Annotated in this window: 16 protein-coding genes; 5 read left to right on the plus strand and 11 right to left on the minus strand. The window is 65.2% G+C overall.

Features of this window, described 5'->3' with window-relative positions; translation table 11 throughout:
* Positions 1-11 precede the first annotated feature (11 nt).
* Positions 12-926, minus strand: coding sequence for an ABC transporter ATP-binding protein (locus KVY23_RS21730; protein ID WP_075839833.1), 915 nt, complete (start codon positions 924-926; stop codon positions 12-14).
* A gap of 90 nt (positions 927-1,016) precedes the next feature.
* Positions 1,017-1,979, minus strand: coding sequence for a hypothetical protein (locus KVY23_RS21735; protein WP_230558214.1), 963 nt, complete (start codon positions 1,977-1,979; stop codon positions 1,017-1,019).
* 169 nt (positions 1,980-2,148) lie between these two features.
* Here KVY23_RS21735 and KVY23_RS21740 point away from each other — a divergent pair, with 169 nt between their 5' ends.
* A complete protein-coding gene (locus tag KVY23_RS21740; protein WP_075839832.1) occupies positions 2,149-2,550 on the plus strand; it encodes a transcriptional regulator in 402 nt (133 codons plus the stop codon).
* 17 nt (positions 2,551-2,567) lie between these two features.
* Positions 2,568-2,918 (plus strand): DUF3817 domain-containing protein, encoded by a 351-nt coding sequence (locus KVY23_RS21745; RefSeq protein ID WP_075839862.1) that lies wholly within the window; start codon positions 2,568-2,570, stop codon positions 2,916-2,918.
* Between the two features lies 1 nt (position 2,919).
* Here KVY23_RS21745 and KVY23_RS21750 read toward each other — a convergent pair whose 3' ends face one another.
* The 8 genes from KVY23_RS21750 to clpS form a co-directional block, all read right to left on the minus strand.
* A complete protein-coding gene (locus tag KVY23_RS21750; RefSeq protein ID WP_230558215.1) occupies positions 2,920-3,738 on the minus strand; it encodes a triacylglycerol lipase in 819 nt (272 codons plus the stop codon).
* Positions 3,739-3,752: 14 nt separating this feature from the next.
* Positions 3,753-4,364 carry an RdgB/HAM1 family non-canonical purine NTP pyrophosphatase gene (gene rdgB, locus KVY23_RS21755; protein WP_075839831.1) on the minus strand — a complete coding sequence of 204 codons (612 nt, stop codon included), beginning with the start codon at positions 4,362-4,364 and terminating at the stop codon, positions 3,753-3,755.
* Positions 4,357-5,145 (minus strand): ribonuclease PH, encoded by a 789-nt coding sequence (rph, locus tag KVY23_RS21760; protein WP_206508290.1) that lies wholly within the window; start codon positions 5,143-5,145, stop codon positions 4,357-4,359. Before rph ends, rdgB begins: the two co-directional genes overlap by 8 nt.
* A gap of 98 nt (positions 5,146-5,243) precedes the next feature.
* A complete protein-coding gene (locus KVY23_RS21765; RefSeq protein ID WP_230558216.1) occupies positions 5,244-6,002 on the minus strand; it encodes a cyclic nucleotide-degrading phosphodiesterase in 759 nt (252 codons plus the stop codon).
* Positions 6,003-6,066: 64 nt separating this feature from the next.
* A complete protein-coding gene (locus tag KVY23_RS21770) occupies positions 6,067-6,675 on the minus strand; it encodes a rhomboid family intramembrane serine protease (RefSeq protein WP_075839830.1) in 609 nt (202 codons plus the stop codon).
* A gap of 59 nt (positions 6,676-6,734) precedes the next feature.
* Positions 6,735-7,793, minus strand: coding sequence for a P1 family peptidase (locus KVY23_RS21775; RefSeq protein WP_230558217.1), 1,059 nt, complete (start codon positions 7,791-7,793; stop codon positions 6,735-6,737).
* Between the two features lie 12 nt (positions 7,794-7,805).
* Entirely contained in the window at positions 7,806-8,375 is a 570-nt protein-coding gene (locus KVY23_RS21780) for a DUF2017 domain-containing protein (RefSeq protein WP_075839829.1), read from the minus strand.
* 51 nt (positions 8,376-8,426) lie between these two features.
* On the minus strand, positions 8,427-8,777 hold the full coding sequence (gene clpS, locus KVY23_RS21785; protein ID WP_075839828.1) for an ATP-dependent Clp protease adapter ClpS: 351 nt from the start codon (positions 8,775-8,777) through the stop codon (positions 8,427-8,429).
* Here clpS and KVY23_RS21790 point away from each other — a divergent pair.
* Together KVY23_RS21790 and KVY23_RS21795 are read left to right on the plus strand one after the other, a co-directional pair.
* Positions 8,743-10,185: a nicotinate phosphoribosyltransferase gene (locus KVY23_RS21790; RefSeq protein WP_268995333.1), complete on the plus strand. Its 1,443-nt coding sequence runs from the start codon at positions 8,743-8,745 to the stop codon at positions 10,183-10,185. The two genes, clpS and KVY23_RS21790, sit on opposite strands and share 35 nt — an antisense overlap.
* A 92-nt stretch (positions 10,186-10,277) precedes the next feature.
* Complete coding sequence (locus tag KVY23_RS21795) at positions 10,278-12,326, plus strand: ATP-dependent DNA helicase (protein WP_230558218.1); 2,049 nt, start codon at positions 10,278-10,280, stop codon at positions 12,324-12,326.
* Positions 12,327-12,333: 7 nt separating this feature from the next.
* Here the strand turns inward: KVY23_RS21795 and glgP are convergent, their stop codons facing one another.
* On the minus strand, positions 12,334-14,913 hold the full coding sequence (gene glgP, locus KVY23_RS21800; RefSeq protein WP_230558219.1) for an alpha-glucan family phosphorylase: 2,580 nt from the start codon (positions 14,911-14,913) through the stop codon (positions 12,334-12,336).
* A 176-nt stretch (positions 14,914-15,089) separates the two neighbouring features.
* On the opposite strand from glgP, the gene KVY23_RS21805 reads away from it, so the two are divergent.
* Positions 15,090-17,099: an alpha-1,4-glucan--maltose-1-phosphate maltosyltransferase gene (locus KVY23_RS21805; RefSeq protein WP_230558220.1), complete on the plus strand. Its 2,010-nt coding sequence runs from the start codon at positions 15,090-15,092 to the stop codon at positions 17,097-17,099.
* Positions 17,100-17,106 lie beyond the last annotated feature (7 nt).

Genomic DNA, 17,106 nt, shown 5'->3' on the forward strand with positions numbered 1-17,106 from the left:
GGCGACCCCACTCACGATGTCCCCGCTACCGAGTGGGAATCGACCTCGTAGTGACGCAGAAAGATGTCCTCCAGTGTCGGCCTACTGCTGCTCATCGCGACGACACCGAGATCGGCGAGCGCACGGAGCACACCGTCGAGTTGCGCCGTCTCGACCGCGAACCGTGCGTGTGTGCCATCCGAGACCAGCTCGTGCACCCCCGGCGTCGACGCAAGTGCAGCGGTGGGGTGCACCGTCTCGACAGTGATCGACGTCGTGCTCAAATGCCGCAATTCGACGAGAGACCCGCTCTCCACCGTACGACCGTTTCGAACGATGCTGACTCGATCGCACAGTGCCTCGACCTCGGCAAGCATGTGACTGGACAACAGCACCGTGCGTCCCTCGCTCACCAGCTCACGAACACACCGTTGAAACTCCGCTTCCTTCAGCGGATCCAGACCCGCTGTCGGTTCGTCGAACAAGAACAGTTCCGCGTCCGATGCCAGCGCGGCAACCAGTGCCACCTTCTGTCGGTTCCCCTTGGAATAGGCGCGAGCTTTCACAGTCGGGTCGAGTTCGAATCGTTCGAGCATCTCGGCGCGTCGAGCAGAATTCACACCACCGCGCAGTCTGGCCAGCAGGTCAATGGTCTCACCGCCGGTGATACCCGGCCATAGCGTGACCTCACCCGGCACATAGGCGAGCCGGGCGTGCGCGGCGACCGCGTCCGTCCAGGGGTCCAACCCGAGTAACCGGACCGAGCCGGCGTCCGCACGAAGCAACCCCAGCAGGATACGAATCGTCGTCGTCTTCCCCGCGCCGTTGGGCCCGAGGAACCCGTGCACCTCACCAGCGCGAACAGTCAGGTCGAGTGCGTCGAGTGCGACAGTGTGGCCGAAAGACTTCGTCAGCCCGGAAATGTCGATCACAGCGTCGTCGGTCATCACTTGATCGTGGCCCAGGGTGCGGCCTGCGGGGAGGGCCGAAAGTCCCTGCGATGCACCTCTGTCACCATGGGAAATCTCGCGTCCCGGCTAGAGCTCCTGGCGGTGGGCGAGGTATTTGCGGACGGTGGTGACAATGTCGTTGGCACACACGAGAATCACAGCGATGGCACCTATACCTATCGCGATATCGAGTGCCGTACCCAGATTGCCGTCGTTACCTCCATATCGACTGGCGATGAATTCCGCCGAGAAGTAGGGCCGGTACACCAGGACGGCGACGGCTGTGGCAACGGCAAGCAGATTTGCCGCAATGGATATCACAGTGACCGGCAGCGTCCAGGCACGCACGATCAATTGCGCGCCTGCCACACACACCCACAACCCAGCAACCACGACTACAGCAGGCAACAGTCCCTCGACCACACCGGCATCGAGTCCCTCCGCGGTTTCGGCGAGAAACGACGGTGCCAGCGCCGGGAAGAAGCACAGCGATACGACCAGCAAGGCGACGGCGAACACAAGATCAGCGATCGCGTCGCCGAGGGCGATCTCCTGCCCGTGCGGAACCGGCGGGAGGTCATCGGGATGCCAATCGCGTAGCACCGCATTCGGGGCGAGACGCTCGATGACCGCGAAGACTACGGTGACCCAGAGGGCGGCGTACATCGCGCCCGCGAAGGCCGACGTGAGCCCCTCTTCGACAATCCTGCCGATTGTCGGCGTCGTGTCGTTGTCGACCAGGACGGGCAGCAGACTCACCCCTCCGAAGAGGATCGCCATCACACGGACAGCAGGCCATAGAACACGCACGTACGTGTCATAGAAGCGCGGCCCGATGAGCTGACGCGGCGCTCCGCGGAGTCGGCGCGCCTGATCTTCCGGTGGACCGAATTCGGTGAGAACCTCACGTGTGGAGCGCCCGTAGGATTCGTTCCGGACCCGTTCCCGCAGCTCCTTGTCAGCCTGGTCCCGGCGTGACCTCGGCAAATGCACGAGCACACCGTGAACGTAACGGTCGAGAAGGTCATTGTCGGATAGCGTGTCGGTCATCTTCACTCCCCGCAACCATTCGATATCAATTCCGGCCACCAGTCGACCAACCCGCCGGATCCGGCGCGAGAGCCGTTGGTCCCCGCCCTGTGGGCCATCGGACCAGTCAGGACTCCCCCGGCCCGCACCGAACTACCAGAGGTAGTAGAGACTCGGGTACCTTCGTGGGGTGGCACATTCTCGCTCCGGACGCCGTCCTGCGCTCATCGCGCTGGTCATGCTGTCTGCGGCGGCGTGCCTGGCGCTCGGCTGGTGGCAGTGGGAGCGATTCGAGGCTGTCGGCGGTAACGGTCAGAACCTCGGGTACGCACTGCAGTGGCCACTGTTCGCGGCATTCGTGATCTATGCGTATCGCAAGTTCGTCAAACTCGAAGACGAGGCGGAGTCGCCGGACGCACCCGAGAGTGAAGCCGAGAACGTCCTCCGCGAGATCCCCGCCGATCTACTTCCCGCGCGGCCGGCACCCGGCAGCGTGGACGATCGTGTGTCCGCCGAAGAGGCCGACCTCGAGACTCGTCAACTTCTCGAATACAACAGCTATCTCGCTGAGCTCGACCGCTCACGCGAGTGAAGACAGGAGCCCCATACGTGAGCACGGCACCGGAGAAGCCCGCGCAGACCGACCGGACGAAGAAGATCGCGTCCGCTCTGTTGCGCTACCGAGTGCTCGCGTACATCACCGGCATCTGGCTGCTGGTTCTCACCGGGGAAATGGTCGCCAAGTACATCTTCCGGGTCGAGGACGTGCCGAGCTGGATCGCGGTCGTGCACGGCTGGGTTTATCTGATCTACCTCATTTTCACCGTGGACCTGGCCATCAAGGTCCGCTGGCCGCTGGCTCGCACGATCGGAACACTGCTCGCAGGCACCATCCCGTTTCTGTCCTTCGTCGTCGAACACTGGCGCACCACGCAGGTCAAGCGCGACTTCGGCGTCTGAGTCAACAGTTCACGGCGGCCGTGTTCTCGCCGTCTTCGATCTCGCCCTGTAGGGCTGCAAGCACGAGTTGTTGCGCAACCCCGTCGTAGGAAATTCCGGTGTGCTCGACGGTGTTGCCGGGACAGAGATCCTGCAGGACGATGTTGTGAGTGCCTGGCCCCGTCAGAAGCGAGGCCGTGTACGGGACGACCTGGTCGTAGCGGGTGACGATGGTGGTGTAGCGGACCCCGGGCACGGTGTCAGTCGGGACGTTCAGCCGCTCCAGCGCCTCGTCGACCGGTGGCCCCGGCGTCGGATAGTTCGGCGGAGACAACGCCACGATCTGCGACACGTGTTCGCTCCCGCCGAGGAAGCGTACGTAGTACCGCGGGATCGTGCCGCCTTTGGAATGACCCACCAGCGCCACAGTCGAGGCCCCTGTGGCATGCCGGACCTCGTCGACGAACACCGCCAGTTCCGCAGCGCCGTCGGCGATCGAACCGAACCCGCCCACGGGGACACCGGCGAGTTCGCCGTAGTCGATTGCGAACACGCAGTATCCTTCGGCGGCGAGCGCCGGCCCGAGCGATGCCCAGTTGACATAGGAGTTCTCGAGGAAACCGTGCACCAACACGACCGGCTCGGGGTGCGCAGCAGTCGGCGTGCACGTGTAGTCGTTCACGCCGGGCAGCGTGGCCTCGGGATGCACCACGGAGTACAGCGCAGCCTCGGGAAACGAATCCTGTGCAGGTGAGGCAAGCGCCGATGCCCCCGAGCTCAGCAGCAGACAACCCGCCAGCACGGCGCCTGTCAGTACCCGATTCACCGCTGTCCGATTCACCGCTGATCCCGGTCCTATGGTGCCAGCGCGTGTAGGGCCGGAATCAGCGCCTGCAGTGCACGACCACGGTGCGATACGGCGTCTTTTTCCTCCGCGCTCAGCTCCGCTGCAGAACGCCCGTCTCCCTCGGGCACGAACACCGGGTCATAGCCGAAACCGTTGCTCCCCAATGGAACCCGAGAAACTACGCCCCTCCACTCGCCCCGAACCACCGTCTCCGATCCACCCGGCACCGCGAGAGCGCAGGCGGAGACGAACGCCGCTCCCCTGCGCTCGTCCGGCACGTCACCGAGCTGAGCCAGCAGCAGGGAGGTGTTGGCGTCGTCGTCCCCATGGGTTCCGGACCAGCGCGCTGACAACACACCCGGCATCGCGTTGAGCGCATCGACCTCGAGGCCCGAATCATCGGCGACACAGGGCAATCCGGTCGCCGCAGCACCGTCACGTGCTTTGGCCAGCGCATTTTCCTCGAACGTTGCCGCCGTCTCCGGCGCCTCCGGGAACTCGGGAACCTCGTCGAGACCGACGAGCACGATTCCCGAAATGCCGGCAGAGTCGAGGACCCGTCGCAGTTCGCGCAGTTTCTTCTTGTTCCGACTGGCTACGAGCAGCCGGGTGTCAGCCACCGAACTTCTTCTTCGGTGACTCGGTGGGCGCCGGTTCGGGTAGCACGCCCGGATACGGTTCGGCCAGTGCCGCCTTCTGCACCTCGAACAACTGCTCGATGCCGCCGAGAGCCGAGTCGAGCAGTTTGTCCAGAGTCGAACGCGGGAACGTCGCACCCTCGCCGGTCCCCTGCACCTCGACCAGCGTGCCGGTGTCGGTCGCGACGACGTTCATGTCGACCTCGGCTCGCGCGTCCTCCTCGTACGGCAGGTCGAGGCGGACCCTGCCGTCGACCACTCCGACACTGACTGCGGCGATACGACACGAAATCGGCTGCGGGTCGGCGAGGCGACCCGCGGCGCGCAAGTAGGTGACGGCGTCGGACAAGGCGACGAATGCACCGGTGATGGCGGCTGTGCGAGTGCCTCCGTCCGCCTGCAGGACGTCACAATCGAGTGCGATGGTGTTCTCGCCGATGGCGGCAAGATCGATGCATGCGCGCAGAGATCGTCCGACGAGCCTGGAGATCTCCTGAGTGCGACCTCCGACCTTGCCCTTGACGGACTCGCGGCCGCTACGAGTGTGCGTGGCGGCGGGCAACATGGCGTACTCGGCAGTGAGCCAGCCCAGCCCGGTTCCTTTGCGCCACCGAGGAACGCCCTCTTCCACGCTCGCCGTGCACATCACCCTGGTATTACCGAATTCGACCAGAACCGACCCTGCAGGGTTGCTGGTGAAACCTCGAGTTATTGCAATGGTGCGGAGTTCGTCATCCGCTCTTCCGTCTTCTCGTCTGGACACGCAGCCAGCCTATCGAAGGTTCATTCCGCAGGCTCCACTCACGGCCCTATCGAAGGTTCATTCGACAGGCTCCACTCACGGCCTACCTGAACATCTCGCTACACGGTGAAGACATCCCCCGGCGACACCGCGTGAACGGGCCCGCTGAATTCGGCTTTGGCTTCGGCGATGACATCCTCACGAGAGGTCCACGGCGGAATATGCGTCAACAACAGCTCGCCGACGCCAGCCTCGCGCGCAAGTTGGCCGGCCTCCGTGCCGGACAGGTGGACCCCTACGGGTCGATCCGGGGAGTGCGTCCAGGAGGCCTCGGCGAGCAGCACGTCAGCGCGGTCCGCGATATCGCGGACAGCCTGACACATTCCGGTATCGCCGGTGTACGCGAAGATCTTGTCCTTGGCGGTGGTGATGCGCATCCCGTATGACTCGGGCGGGTGGTAGACCTGGCGAGGGAGAATCGACAGCCGTCCGTGGCGCACCACACGCCCGTCCGTCCATCTCCGCAGATCGAGAGTGTCGGACATGTCGTCGATCTGACCGCCACACTCGGCGGAGGCGACACCGAGCCTGAACGCGGTGTCCTTCGGCCCGTAGACCAGCGCCCGCCCCTCGGGGGGATTCGGATGGTAGCGCCGCCACACCAGCAATCCCGGTACATCGAGGCAGTGATCGGCATGCAGGTGCGTCAGAAAAACGCTCACATCGCCCGGGTCTGCGTAGCGCTGCAGCGCTCCGAGAACGCCGGGGCCGAAGTCCAGCACGAGTGGCGATGTTTCCGACTCGTCGAGGAGATAGCCCGACGCGGGGGAATCGGGCCCGGACACACTGCCCGAACATCCCAGGACGGTAATTCGCATACCGCTCATGCTGCCACGAGATCGGCCGACGCCGAAACGCATCGCGTTTTTTGCGCCGGCGATTTCACCGCACGGCCCGTGCCGCCCGCGCGTCGGACGACAGCGCCCACGCAGCCACGACGCCGCCGATCGCCCCGAACAGGTGGCCCTGCCAAGAAACACCCGGTGTGGCGGGCAGAACACCCCACAGTGCGCTCCCGTAGACGACGAACACCACCACGCCGATCGCCAACTGCCCGAGCTTGCGGGTGAAGATTCCACGAGTGAGTAGGTAGGAGATGAATCCGAAGATCAGAATCGACGACCCGATGTGATTGTCGTTGCTGCCACCGATCAGCCAGGTGCCGACGCCGCCGATAACCCAAATGATCCCGGTGGCTGTCAGTCCACGCGCCACTCCCGAGAGCAACACCAAGAAACCGAGGATGAGCACAGGAATCGTGTTGGCGAACAGATGCGCCCAGTCGTCGTGCAGCACCGGCGCGAACAGGATGCCCCACAGACCGTCCATACTGCGAGGTTCGATTCCGGCCTGCTGGACTCGACTCCCGGATGCCACATCGATGATCTCGATGATCCACAGCAACACCACGAACGCGCCGACGAGCATGCCGGCCTCCTGCCACGCCGGCCGCTTCGGAGCCGGGGTCGGCAGGTACGGGTTCGCGCTCATCGGTGACGCCTTTCCTCGAGCGGCCGGTTTGTCCTGTTCATCACCAAGCGTACCGACGTTCAGGACTCGAACGCCGACGGAAAGATGGAGCGATAGGTGGGAATGCCCGCCACCGATGTGGCGTCGAGCAGGGCGCGGACGATGGCACGTTCGACGACGTTCGCTGCCACCGCGGTGACCGCGTCGAGAACCGGCAGGTCCACCGCGAAGGCTTTCGGCATCGACGTCTCGGTGACGACCGATCTCGTTCCGGTGGACAGCGCGAAGATCGTGTCCCCGTCGAGCGGCGAGTGGGCGGGACGGATGGCCCGCGCCAAGCCGTCGTGACCTGCCACGGCGAGTCGCTTGCACGAGGCTGCCGTCAGATCGACGTCCGTGGCGACCACGCCGATGGTGGTATTGAGGGCCGTTCCCTTCGCCGCGAGCGAGTTGGCGTTCCACAGCTCGTGCACGTCGGGCTTGCGCATTCCGAAGGCTTTCGGGCCTTCCGAACCGACGCCCCAGGGCAGTCCGGTGCGGGGATCGAAGACCGAACCCACCGGGTTGGTGACCATCAACGCCCCGACAGTGACCCCGTCGGCCGGTCCACCCTCGATGATGGTGCTCGCGGTACCCACCCCACCCTTGAGGACCCCGGCTCGGGCGCCGACGCCCGCGCCCACCGAGCCTGTTGCGAAATCTGCGGCGGCAGCCTCCGCGGCAGCGAAACCGAAATCTGCCGTCGGCCGAACGGCCCAGTCCCCGACCGGCAGGTCGAAGATCACCGCCGCCGGCACGATCGGCACAACCTGATCCGGACTGCCCATGGGGATGCCGTGCCCGTGTTCCTCGAGCCATCTCATGACGCCGTCGGCGGCGGCCAGACCGTACGCGCTGCCACCGGTCAACAGGATCGCGTTGATCTGCTGCACAGAGTGGCTCGGATCGAGGAGGTCGGTCTCGCGGGTGCCTGGTCCCCCGCCGCGAACGTCGACCGCGGCCACGGCCCCGCCGAGGGTCCGCACAACGGTGCAGCCAGTCGCAGCGCCGGAGCCGAGAGTGGCCGACGGATCGAGCGCGTGGTGGTGACCGACCAACAGTCCCGCTACGTCGGTGAGTGAATCAGCGCGGCCAGTCACGTGGCGGCCCTCCTACGGAGTGAGGACCTGCACCAGGGAATCCTGCATCCAGGTCAGCCAGTGGTACACGTCGAGGTGAGGCGCTCGCGGGTCCTCGTCGTCGAGAACTTCCGGAGTGTCCGCGTCGATACCCAACGTGGTTCCGAGAGCCAATCGTACGTCGTTGAGGCCCATCAACCAGGCGTCTGCCTGCTCGGGCGTCAGGACGATTTTTCCGCCGGAGGCCGGAAGCGTGTCGAGGATGACGCTGCCGGCATGCAACTTCTCGTCGATGATGTCCGGTTCGTGGAGCCCGCGCAGCGCGCCGTTGAGATCTGCGGTGTCCGAGCCGTCCTCGCTCTGGTCGCGTCGGTGAAAGTCCGGGAGCAGACGGGCCAGGGCAGCGTCCTCCGGCGGAGTGCTGTGCCCGGTGCGCAACCCCGTCATCGCCGCGAGCTCGTCAGTGGGCACGTCGGCGGCACGGTCGCGGAGCAATCCGATCACCGATCCGACGAGCGATCTCAGGACGGCGGCCTCACGTGCATCCATGTCCGAGCGAATTTTTACTCCGCTGAGTGAGTTCTTCCTGCTCCACGTGCGCACAGCGTCAGCTTTCCTTCATCTCGGATGCAATCGGATCCTACGGTCGGCGTACTACTTGTCCTGCTGCATCGTCGCCCACAGGCCCGCTGCGTGCAGTTTGCGCACATCGTTTTCCATCTTGTCTCGTTCACCGCTGGACACGACGGCCTTGCCCTCGGAGTGCACCTGCATCATCAGCTCGGTCGCCTTGGCCTTGCTGTATCCGAAGAGCTTCTGGAACACGAACGTCACGTAGTGCATCAGATTGACCGGATCGTCCCAGACGATCGTCACCCAGGGCACGTCGTGCGCCTCGTCGGCGGCCACGGTGGCCGATTCGGCGGGCGCGGCTTGTGGCGACGCCGCAAGAACCGGGGCCCCGGCGGCGATGTCCGCGATCTCGTCAGCCGTCGTTGAAGCCATACGAACAGGGTACGACGGCTGGGCCGAGGTGCACACCGTCACCCCCGAGCCTCGTAGTGTTGATCCCGTGCCTACCGCATCGACACCGGGTCCGGACATAACGGACAGCGACCCGAGTACAGCTCTCTTCACCGATCAGTACGAGTACACGATGCTCTCGGCGGCCCTCGCCGACGGATCGGCTCACATACCGTGCAGTTTCGAGGTCTTCGCGCGGCGCCTGCCGAACGGACGCCGGTACGGCGTCGTCGCCGGCACCGCACGCTTCATCGAAGCCTTGACGCGGTTTCGCTTCGGGCCGGACGAACTCGACACACTGGGATCGTTTCTCGACGGATCCACCCTGGAATGGTTGAGGAAGTATCGATTCTCCGGCGATATCGACGGATACCGCGAGGGAGACCTGTACTTCCCCGGCTCGCCGGTGCTGTCCGTCCGGGGCACCTTCGCCGAATGCGTGATCCTGGAAACCCTCGCCCTGTCGATCCTCAACCACGACAGTGCCATCGCCTCCGCGGCAGCCCGGATGTCCAGTTCGGCGGGCTCACGTCCCATCATCGAGATGGGCTCGCGACGCACGCACGAGGAAGCCGCTGTCGCCTCGTCCCGCGCGGCATACATCGCTGGGTTCTCCGCTACCTCGAACCTGGAAGCAGTTCGTCGCCACGGACTTCCTGGCGCCGGGACCTCCGCGCACGCGTTCACCCTGCTGTACACGGGCGCGGACGGACCGAACGAGAAGGCCGCATTCGCCGCACAGATCCGAGCGCTCGGCGTCTCGACGACCCTGCTGGTCGATACGTACGACATCAGCGCGGGAGTCGCCAACGCGATCGAGGTCGCCGGCCCCGATCTCGGCGGCGTGCGCATCGACTCCGGCGATCTGGGCGTGCTGGCGGGACAGGTGCGGCGCCAACTCGACGATCTCGGTGCCACCAAAACCAAGATCGTCGTCTCCGGCGACCTCGACGAGTACGCCATCGCCTCGCTGCGCGCGGAGCCCGTGGACTCCTACGGCGTCGGGACCTCCCTGGTGACCGGATCGGGCGCCCCCACTGCGGGGATGGTCTACAAACTCGTCACCGTCGACGGACGCCCCGTGGCCAAGCGCAGCGACCACAAGCAGACACGGGGCGGCGCCAAGGCTGCGCTGCGCGCCACCCGCGCCACCGGAACGGCAGTCGAGGAGGTCGTGTATCCGTTGGGCAGCCCGCCGCCGATCGACGACGACCTCGTCGGCACCCCACTGACCGTGCCCTATGTCCGCGAAGGCCACGTCGTCGACGGGTTGCCGACGCTCGCGGACTCACGAGCGCTCCTGCGTAGCCGACTCGTGAGCCTGCCATGGGAGGGGCTCAAGCTCTCGAACGGCGATCCCGCGATCCCCACGCGATTCGTCGACGCCTAGGCGCCTTCGGCGCATGTGCGCGGAAATACAGGACGGGCTATGTATTTTCACGCACGTGCGCGGAGCGCCGCCCATGGAAGTACCCTTCTTCGGTGCCATCCAAGACCGAACTGCCCACAGTGCCCGCCCTCCTGAAGGTCGCGGTGCATGCACTCGGCGGCAAGGAACGCAGCAACCAGCTCACCATGGCGTCGGCTGTCGCGCACTCGATCGACACCGGCGAGCACCTCGCGGTCCAGGCGGGCACGGGTACCGGCAAGTCGCTCGCCTATCTCGTTCCCAGCATTCGGCATGCTGTCGAGTCCGGAAAGACAGTGGTCGTCTCCACCGCCACCATCGCGCTGCAGCGCCAGCTCGTCGACCGTGATCTCCCGCGCCTGTCCGACGCGCTCGCCGAGGCACTCGGTCGGCGCCCGAAGTTCGCGATACTCAAGGGGCGCAACAACTACCTGTGCATGAACAAGATCCACACCGGCGCTTCTGAGGATGCTCCGGATGCCGAACTGTTCGACGCCTTCGCCATCTCCCGACTCGGCCGCGAGGTGGTGCGGTTGACGAAATGGTCCTCCGATACCGAGACCGGTGATCGCGACGATGTCGTACCCGGCGTCAGCGACCAGGCGTGGCGCCAGGTCAGCGTCACCGCGCGCGAGTGCCTGGGAAAGTCACGCTGCCCTGTCGGCGAGGACTGTTTCGCCGAACGGGCGCGCACCGAGGCCTCGCAGGTCGATGTCGTCGTCACCAACCACGCGCTGCTTGCCATCGATGCCATCACGGGCATTCAGATTCTGCCCGAGCACGATGTCGTCGTGATCGACGAGGCGCACGAGCTGGTCGACCGGGTCACCGGTGTCGCCACCTCGGAGCTGTCGGCCGCGACGGTCACAGCCGCGGCACGACGATGCAGCAAACTGATCGAGGAAGACATCGTCGACGCCCTTGACGGCGCCGCAGAGAACTGGGGCGCCATTCTCGACGATCTGCCGGCGGGTCGGTGGGCCGCGCTACCCGACGGTGTCGGACCAGCATTGGCCTCCATCCGCGACAGTGCCTGGGCAGTGCGCACTGCGATCGGCCCGCAGCGATCCGGTTTGGCCAACACAGACCCCGAGGCCGCCGCCGCGCGCAACGCAGCTCTCGTTGCAGTGGACGAGGTGCACGACAGCGCCGTCCGGGTCCTCACAGCCTTCGACGAGCCCGACCCGGCAAAACGCAAGGACGTCGTGTGGCACGCCGTCGACGACTTCCGCGGTTCGGTCAAACGCACCGTCCGGATGGCTCCCCTGTCGGTGGGCGGGCTGCTGCGGTCACGATTGTTCGCCGAATCGACGGTGGTGCTGACCTCGGCCACTTTGACCGTCGGTGGGTCGTTCGACGGACTGGCCGTCAACTGGGGGCTACCGGCCGAGAATTCGGCGCGGAGCGAGACTGCCATGTCCTCCGGTGCAGAACCGCCGTCGGACACGGCCTCGATTCACTGGAATTCGCTCGACGTCGGCTCACCGTTCGACCACGCCAAAGCCGGCATCCTCTATGTCGCGGAGCACCTCCCGCCGCCCGGCCGCGATGGACTCTCACCGCTGTACCTCGACGAGATCGAAGCACTCGTCGGCGCTGCGGGTGGCCGCACGCTCGGCCTGTTCTCCTCGATGCGCGCCGCGAAGACAGCAGCCGAGGCGATGCGCGAACGCCTCGACACACCGGTGCTGTGTCAGGGCGATGACGCCACCGGCGCTCTGGTCACCAAGTTCGCCGAGGACGAAGCCACCTCGCTGTTCGGCACGCTGTCCTTGTGGCAGGGGGTCGACGTACCCGGCCCGTCGTTGAGCCTGGTCATTCTCGATCGAATTCCGTTTCCCCGACCGGACGATCCGCTGCTCGTCGCGCGTCAACAAGCCGTCCAGTCACGTGGGGGCAACGGATTCCTGTCCGTCGCCGCCAACCACGCAGCACTGTTGCTCGCGCAGGGAGTCGGCCGGCTTCTCCGGAGCGTCGACGACCGCGGGGTGGTCGCGATGCTCGACTCGCGGCTGGCGACGGCCCGCTACGGGGGCTACCTCCGGGCCTCGCTTCCACCGTTCTGGGAGACGTCCGACCCCGAGGTCGTCCGAAGAGCACTCACCAGGCTGGCCGAGCGCTGACCGACCCTCACACGTTCGGTGTCTTCACCAAACCGAGTTCGGCGTCTTCGACCAGCAGTTCGTGGTGCGGTAGCACCCGGACGGTGTAGCCCACCGCACCGCTGACCGGGAGCGCGGCATCGGTTGCGAAAACCTCCCCGAGGGACTCGGTTCCCGTGTGAGCCATCCTCACGGTACGGATGTCGGTCAGATTCTCGTCATCGTCGACTCGCCCCAACACCGCCTGGACGACCACATCGTCCGGCGACAGGCCACCGAGCCGAACATACGCTCGCAGTGTGAGTTCGGCGCCTATCACCGGCGTGTCGGGCAGGCCCTCGCTGTCCACCTGAACTACCTCGACCGAGTGCCACGCGTCCTCGACGCGGTGTCGGTAGGCGGCAATCGATCGTGCGCCCGCGTAGCTGTCGGCATCGACGGCGCGAGCCGATTCAGCAGCCGGCGCGTAATAGCCCAGCGTGTAGTCGCGAACCATCCTAGATGCAAGCACCTTCGGCCCCAGATGTTCGAGGGTGTGACGCACCATCTCTATCCATCTGCTCGGGACGCCATCGGTGCGGTCGTAGAACTTCGGCAGAACCGAATTCTCGAGCAGTTCGTAGAGCGCGGATGCCTCGAGATCGTCGCGCCGATGCTCGTCGGTGACACCGTCGGCCGTCGGGATGGCCCAGCCGTTTTCACCGTCGTACATCTCGTCCCACCAGCCATCGCGGATGGAGAGGTTGAGACCGCCGTTGAGCGCGGACTTCATCCCGGATGTGCCGCATGCCTCGAGCGGACGCAGGGGGTTGTTGAGCCACACGTCGCATCCCCAGTACAGGAAGCGCGCCATGGACATGTCGTAGTCGGGGAGGAAGACGATTCGGTGACGCACGTCTGCTTGGTCGGCAAACCGCACGATCTGCTGAATGAGTGCTTTGCCGCCGTCGTCTGCGGGGTGGGACTTGCCGGCCACGACCAGTTGAAGTGGCCTGTCCGGATCCAGCAGCAGTCGCTTGAGCCGTTCCGGTTCACGCAACATCAGCGTCAGACGCTTGTAGGTGGGTACGCGGCGAGCGAAACCGACTGTGAGCACATCGGGATCGAAAACACCTGATGTCCAACCGATTTCGGCCTGCGTAGCGCCACGTTCGAGCGCCGAACGGCGAACCCGGCGGCGAACCTCGTCCACCAATCTTCCGCGCAGCTCGTTCCGCGTTGCCCACAGAGTGTCCGCCTCGACGGTGTGCAACTGCTCCCAACCACGAGCCTCCTCCACCGCCTGCGGGCCCGCGACAGCACGCGCGATGTCCATCCATTCCGGCGCCGCCCAGGTCGGCGCGTGCACCCCGTTGGTCACCGAGCCGATCGGAACCTCCGAGGCATCGAATCCGCGCCAGAGTTCGCTGAACATCTCGCGACTGACCGTGCCGTGCAGCTTCGACACACCGTTGGCGCGCTGACCAAGACGCAGACCCATGTGCGCCATATTGAACACGAAGCGATCGGTCTCGCCGCCCAGCGCGAGGACACGTTCCATCGGAAGCCCCGGTAGCAGCGCCGAATCGGCGGTGCCATCACTGCCGAAGTAGTGCCGCACCAGGTCTGCCGGGAACCGATCGATCCCCGCAGGCACGGGTGTATGCGTGGTGAACACCGTGCCCGCTCGCACCGAGGCCAGCGCCGAGTCGAAATCCAGTCCCTGCACCGTCACCAATTCCCGAATGCGCTCCGCACCGAGAAAGCCTGCGTGCCCCTCATTCATGTGGAACACTTCCGGGTCCGGCAGTCCGTACTCGTGGGTGTACGCGCGGATCGCTCTGACTCCCCCGATGCCCGCGAGGATCTCCTGCTTGATTCGGTGATCCTGGTCGCCGCCGTAGAGCCTGTCGGTCACTCCGCGAAGCTCGGGATCATTGTCGGAGATGTCCGAGTCGAGCAGCAGCAGCGGGACTCGCCCGACCTGCGCAATCCAGACGCGCGCTCGCAGCACTCTGCCGCCGGGCATCGAGACACGGACCAGGACGGCGGCTCCCGACTCATCCGCCAGCAACCGGACAGGCAACCCATGAGGGTCGAGGGACGGGTATCGCTCGGCCTGCCACCCCTCGGCGGTCAACGATTGGCGGAAGTAGCCCGACCGGTAGAGCAGCCCGACGCCGATCAGTGGCAGCCCCAGGTCGGATGCAGCCTTCAGGTGGTCTCCGGCCAGGATTCCCAACCCTCCGGAGTAATTCGGCAGGACTTCACTGACTCCGAACTCCATCGAGAAGTACCCGATACCCGTCGGCAGAGGCAATCCGTTGCGCAGCTGCTTCTGGTACCACAGCGGTCGCGTCATGTAGTCACGAAGATCGGCGGCCAACTGGTCGAGGCGGCTCACGAAGTCCTCGTCGGTCGCCAGTGCTTCCAGGCGCGACGGTCCGACGGCACCGAGGAGAGCAATCGGGTCTCGCTCGAGGTCCACCCAGAGCAGCGGGTCGATTTCCTCGAACAGCGCCTGCGTGGGCGGGTGCCACGACCAGCGAAGGTTTGTCGACAGCTCGCCCAGGGCATTCAGGCGTTGAGGCAAGTGGGCGCGGACAGTGAACCGACGCAAAGCTTTCACGGCTCGAAGCCTACCCACTTTGCCCGATGCTGCGTAGCGTCACGCTCGATCTTGTCCGACTGCGACATGACCGGCGCTACTGCACTACGGTTGACAAGGAGAGTTCGCGGACCATCGGTAACTGTGCAGCTGCATCACCTGCGGCCTGCAGTAGAGGGAAAAGAATGGAGCGTGAAGTGACAGGTCGACTCGGTATCGACAATGTCCTTCCAGACACCACTACCGGTAAGTATCCCGCGAAAGCAGTTGTGGGCGAAGCTTTTCCGGTATCAGCGGTCGTCTGGCGCGAGGGTCACGACGCCGTAGCGGCGACACTGGCGGTTCGTGGACCGGGTATGCGGTCTTCCCAGCGCACAACAATGACGCCCGGATCGGAACCGGACAACTTTCACGCGGTGTTCACTCCTTCGACCCCCGGATACTGGATATGCCGGATCGAAGCGTGGTCGGATCCGGTCGCCACCTGGAGGCATGCCGTCGAGGCCAAGTTGGGAGTCGGCCAGAACGCAGCCGAACTTGCAAACGACCTCGAGCTCGGCGCGCGCGCGTTCGAGCGTGCAGCCGAAGGTGTGCCCACCGAGGACCGAGCACTGCTCGATGACGTGGTGACCGCACTGCGGGATACCGACCGCCAACTGCCCGGACGAGTCTCGCCCGCGTTCACCTCCGAAGTCACAGCACTGCTGGCCGAACATCCCCTGCGTGAGCTGGTGACTCGGTCGGCGGCGATCAACATCTGGGTCGACCGCACTCGCGCGCTGCACGGGTCGTGGTACGAGTTCTTCCCACGATCGACGGGCGGGTGGAACGAGGACGGTTCGCCGCGCCACGGCACGTTCGCGACGTCGACAGCCATGCTGCCGCGGATCGCGCGCATGGGTTTCGACGTGGTGTATCTTCCGCCGATCCACCCGATCGGAATCGTCAACCGCAAGGGCCCCAACAACACCCTCACACCGGGTCCCGACGACGTGGGCTCACCCTGGGCGATCGGGTCCGCGGACGGGGGCCACGACGCCATTCATCCCGAACTCGGTACCGAGTCGGACTTCCGGGCCTTCGTCGACGCAGCCCACGAGCTCGATCTCGAGATTGCGCTCGATCTCGCCCTGCAGGCCGCGCCCGACCACCCGTGGGCTGCTGAACACCCGGAATGGTTCACCGTCCTCCCGGACGGCACCATCGCCTACGCAGAGAATCCACCGAAGAAGTACCAGGACATCTACCCGGTCAACTTCGACAACGATCGACGCGGCATCTACGACGAGGTGCTTCGCGTGGTGCGCTACTGGATTTCCCTGGGCGTGAAGATCTTTCGGGTCGACAACCCGCACACCAAACCGCCGAACTTCTGGGAATGGTTGATTGCGGAGATCAAGAAGACCGATCCGGACGTGCTGTTCCTGGCCGAGGCGTTCACCAGACCTGCACGGATGTACGGGTTGGCGATGCGCGGGTTCACCCAGTCCTACACGTACTTCACCTGGCGGGTAGCAAAGGGTGAGCTGACCCAGTTCGCCGAGGAGCACGCCCTCCGAGCCGACGACGCTCGCCCGAACTTGTTCGTCAACACCCCGGACATCCTGCACGAGAGCCTTCAGCACGGCGGGCCTGGAATGTTCGCGCTGCGCGCAGCGCTGGCGGCGACGATGTCACCGACATGGGGGGTCTACTCCGGGTACGAGCTGTACGAGCATCAGGCGGTGCGCCCCGGCAGTGAGGAGTACCTGGATTCGGAGAAATATCAGCTTCGGCCACGCGACTACGAGGGCGCTCTGGCGCGAGGCGAGTCGCTCGAGCCGTGGCTGGGCAAGTTGAACTCGATCCGGCGCGCGCATCCGGCTCTGCAGCAACTGCGCAACATCCACTTTCACCACGTCGACAACGACGCACTGATTGCCTACTCGAAGTTCGACGCCAACACCGGTGACTCGGTTCTGGTGGTGATCAATCTGGACCCGTTCGGCCCGGAGGAAGGCACCATCTGGCTGGACATGCCCGAGATCGGTCTCGATTGGCATGACAGCCTCACGGTCACCGATGAGGTAACCGGACAGCAATACCTTTGGGGCCAAGCCAATTTCGTCAAACTCGAGCCGTTGAAGGCCGTCGCGCACATCATGTCGCTACCGCCCATCCCCTACCCACAGCGACTCGAACTGGCCTACCGCGGCAACTGGAAGTGAGTGCAAA

This window comes from Rhodococcus sp. I2R (genome assembly GCF_020889545.1).
GTDB lineage: Bacteria > Actinomycetota > Actinomycetes > Mycobacteriales > Mycobacteriaceae > Rhodococcoides.